Genomic DNA, 3,624 nt, shown 5'->3' on the forward strand with positions numbered 1-3,624 from the left:
CGGGCAGCTGCCGGTCCGTGGCGCCACCCGCCCCGGCGCCCTCGACCGCGGTGCCGCCACCGCTCAGTCCCATGGACGCGCGGATCTGCTCGAGCTTGCTCTTGCCCTCCGACTCGCGGGTGAACGCGGCGGCGTCGAGCTGCGCGCTGGACGGGGACCCCGTGGCCTCCGCGAGCTCCTGCTTGCCGAGCGCCGTGGTGTAGCGGCCCTCGATCTTGGCGCGGATCTCGTCGAACGTGGGCGAGTTGCCGCCGCCGACCCCCTCCAGCGAGGTCATGGAATCGACGGTCCGGTGCTGCATCTCCGCCTGAGTGGCCTGGAGCAGGAGCTGGTCCTCCTGCGCGAGCGTCTCGCGCAGACGCTGGTCGGACTCCCTGACCGCCTGCTTGGCCTGCTCGGCGGCCTGCACCGCCTGCCCGTGCAGCTGTTTGGTGTTCTCGAGGTCCTGCTCCAGGGTGACCATCCGGCCGGCCAGCTGCTCGGCCTGTGCGTCGAACTGGGCGGCGCGGGCGGTGTCCCCCTCGGCACGCGCCGACTCGGCCACCTGGAGGGTCTGCCGGATCTGGCCCTGCACCTCGTCGAGCTGCCGGGACTTGGTGCCCATGGCGATCTCGAGCTGCTTGGCGTTGCCGATCACGGCGGCTGCCTGGTCCGTCACCGACTTGTGCTGCTGGCGGGCGTTGTCCATGGCCTGGCGGACGAGGATCTTGGGGTCCGCGTTGTCGTCGACCTTCTTGTCGAGCGAGGCCTTGAGGTAGTTCCAGCTCTTGGAGAACGGGTTCGGCATGGCGGGGTCCTTACTGTCGGCACCGGCGGGCCCCGGACCGGCAGATCGGTCCGGGGCGTGTTCCTACCTCTTGACGGTACCGAGCAGTGCGGCCACGGGCAGCGCGGTCCGCGGCAGGTAGGGCTGGCGCCACAACCCTCCCGAGGCGGCCCCGTGGGACTCGTGCTCCCACTGCACCCCGACGTCCGGCCGCCCCACGTTGAGATCGTGGACCAACAGCGCGGCGAGCAGTGCCGAGGAGGTCGCGGGATCGAAGATCTCGATGCCGAACGCGTGCGCCCCCTTGTACGTGGCGGCGAGGATCTTGTTCTTGGTGACCGAGCGGGTGTCGGTGGCGGGGGCGACGTTGACGGAGACCGTGTGGCCGTCCGCGAACGCGGTGGTGGCCCGCCAGCGTTGGACCCGCTTGGCGAGCGTGTAGTTGGGCCCCTGTTGGGGGACCAGTGCATCGTGCACCGCCGGGCCGTGCCCCTTCTCGTAGTTGCGGTGGAAGACCTTCTGTCCGGTCAGGGTGCCGACGATCTTCTTGACGTCGGTGGCCTTGCGCGCTGCGAGTGCCGCGTCCGAGGCCCGGCGGACGTCGGCCGGGACCACGAAGGTGTCCATCGGGGTGGCGAGGTAGGCCAGGGCGTCGGCGGTCCCGTCCTTCAACAGGTCCACTACGAGGGCGTCGGCCGCAGACGAGAGCTGGACGTGGGTCCCGCCGTCCGCGTAGAAGTAACTGCCCACCGTGAGCGGCGCCGGGGCGGCCGCGCGGGCCCAGGCGGCGAGCTCGGGGAGCTGGGTGAGCAGGTCGATGCCCGGCCGGCCGTCCGCGTCCGTGGGGAAGTGGAGCCTGCCCGCGAAGCCGGCGGCCTGCTGGCGGAACCGGTCCCACACCGGGCTCGAGGGGAGGTCGACTCCCAGGACGTCGGCGCCCCATTGCAGCAGCCGACGGGCGGGCCCCATCTCCGAGCCCAGGCCCAGCACGAGCATCGCGCGGCCCGGCAGGGAGAGCCATTCAGGGTTGTCCTGCACCAGCTTCAGAGCGTCCGCGCAGCTCGGCTCGATCACTCCGGCGTCGACCCACGTGTCGAGCCGGGCGCGGAGCATCGCGCCGGTCAGTTCCTCGCCGCGGTAGGGGATGGACAGTTCCGTGGCGGGGGTCGCCGTGCCCTGGATCGTCTCGGTCCCCGGGGTGGATCGGGAGGCGACGACGGCGAGGTAGTCCGCCATCGGGGTCTCGACCTCCTGGCCGTCGACCTCATGGACGCCGACCATCCTGGACTGGAGCGAGTCGAGAGCGGCGCGGGCCACCCCGTCCCACGTGGCGGCATCTGCGACGCCCGCACTGACCATCTCGGTGAATGGTTGGATGTATCCCTTGCGCCAGTCCTTGATCCTGTGGACCCGCTCGCCCGCCGCCGGGTCCACGGTGGACAGTGCGTCAGCGACGACCTGCTTGGCCAGCCGCCCGGACGAGCGGTTCCCGGCCGAATCGGTGGGGAACTGAACTCCGCTGCTGTTCGGTGTCATGGCGCTCCTGGATCGGGGACAGATTTATCCGAGGTTAGCCTCACATTTATCCATGTCGGAGCTCGAAGCGCGGCGTGTTGGCGGCGAGTCGGTCAATTCTTGGTGAGAAGTGATCAATGTCACTTATGGGGCCCCCATGCAGCAATTTATAACTCAAAACTCACTTATTAAGGTTCACATAAGACGAGGTAGTCGCTTGGGAGGCGCCCTTTGGCAGCAATCATCGCCCGGACCACGGGGTCTGGGCGCAATCGCGCGGCTGGGTATTGCCTGTGCCTAAACGAGACTTCTTGTAACAAGTCCAGAAAATTGCTCGATAGGGTGGTGACACGATCCGACGGTGAGTAGCCCCAGGGCTGCACACCGGACCGGGCGACGAGGGGGAGAACCCGGGTCGCTGGGTCGTCACCAACAACAGGAAGGCAATTCCTATGAAGAACACCAAGCGGATGCTCGCCGTCATCGCGGCCTCCGGACTCGCGCTCGGCTCCATGCCGGGTGTCGCCAACGCTCAGGGCAGCGCCGAGCTCGGACTCAACCTCGGCGCGGCGCTCGGCTCGGCCGAGCTTGGCCTGGAACTCGGTGCGGCCCTCGGTTCCACCGCCCCGGATGACCTGCCGACCATCCCGGAGGAATTGCCCACCGGTTCGGACGGACTGTCGTCGGGTTCGACGGATGAGGCTGGCCAGCTGGATCTGGGTAGCGTTACCGATCCGTTTGATTCGCTGAGTGCGGGTTCGACGGATGAGGCTGGCGACCTGGACCTGGGCTCGCTCGGAAGCATCACGGATTCCTTTGATTCGCTGAGTGCGGGTTCGACGGATGAGGCTGGCGACCTGGACCTCGGTTCCCTTACGGGCGGTACCGGTTCCGACTTCGGTTCGGGCGACATCAACGTTCCCGGCTCGGGCACCGGCTCGGACGCCGGCACCCTCTTGGCCCTCGGTTCGCTTGCCGGCGCCGGCATCGGCCTCGGACTTGTCGTCTCCGGTGGCGTCAACCTCCCGCCGCTGCCCGAGATCAACGTCGGTCTCGTCTGCAACCTCCCGCCGGAGGCCATCGAGTTCCTCAAGGACAACGGCTCCATGGAGCGGGATGAGTGCGAGCCCGTCGAGGAGCAGAACTGAGGTTCGTCCTCATCGACGCTGACTGAGTCAGCGATCGGATAGTTCTCCGGCGATCCCCGTCGACCACACGGTCGGCGGGGATCGCTGCATTTCCCGGGGTCTGGATACGCTCTGGGTCATGTCCGTCCCCGACTTCGTCCTCGAGCTCCGCCGTCACGTGGGCACCGCGCCCCTCTGGTTGGCGGGTGCCACCGC

The 3,624-nt window shown here is 68.4% G+C and carries 3 protein-coding genes; 1 reads left to right on the plus strand and 2 read right to left on the minus strand.

Annotation, left to right across the window (positions count from 1 at the left end; genetic code table 11):
* Both G6020_RS04745 and G6020_RS04750 read right to left on the minus strand, forming a co-directional pair.
* Nucleotides 1-787: PspA/IM30 family protein (locus G6020_RS04745; protein WP_241732576.1), on the minus strand; the 787-nt coding region annotated here is incomplete at its 3' end.
* Between the two features lie 63 nt (nt 788-850).
* Nucleotides 851-2,302 (minus strand): hypothetical protein, encoded by a 1,452-nt coding sequence (locus G6020_RS04750; protein WP_182609836.1) that lies wholly within the window; start codon nt 2,300-2,302, stop codon nt 851-853.
* A gap of 431 nt (nt 2,303-2,733) precedes the next feature.
* On the opposite strand from G6020_RS04750, the gene G6020_RS04755 reads away from it, so the two are divergent.
* Entirely contained in the window at nt 2,734-3,429 is a 696-nt protein-coding gene (locus tag G6020_RS04755) for a hypothetical protein (protein ID WP_182609837.1), read from the plus strand.
* The last annotated feature ends 195 nt before the right edge of the window (nt 3,430-3,624 follow it).

The sequence above is a fragment of the Dietzia sp. B19 genome, from assembly GCF_014145155.1.
Lineage (GTDB): Bacteria > Actinomycetota > Actinomycetes > Mycobacteriales > Mycobacteriaceae > Dietzia > Dietzia natronolimnaea.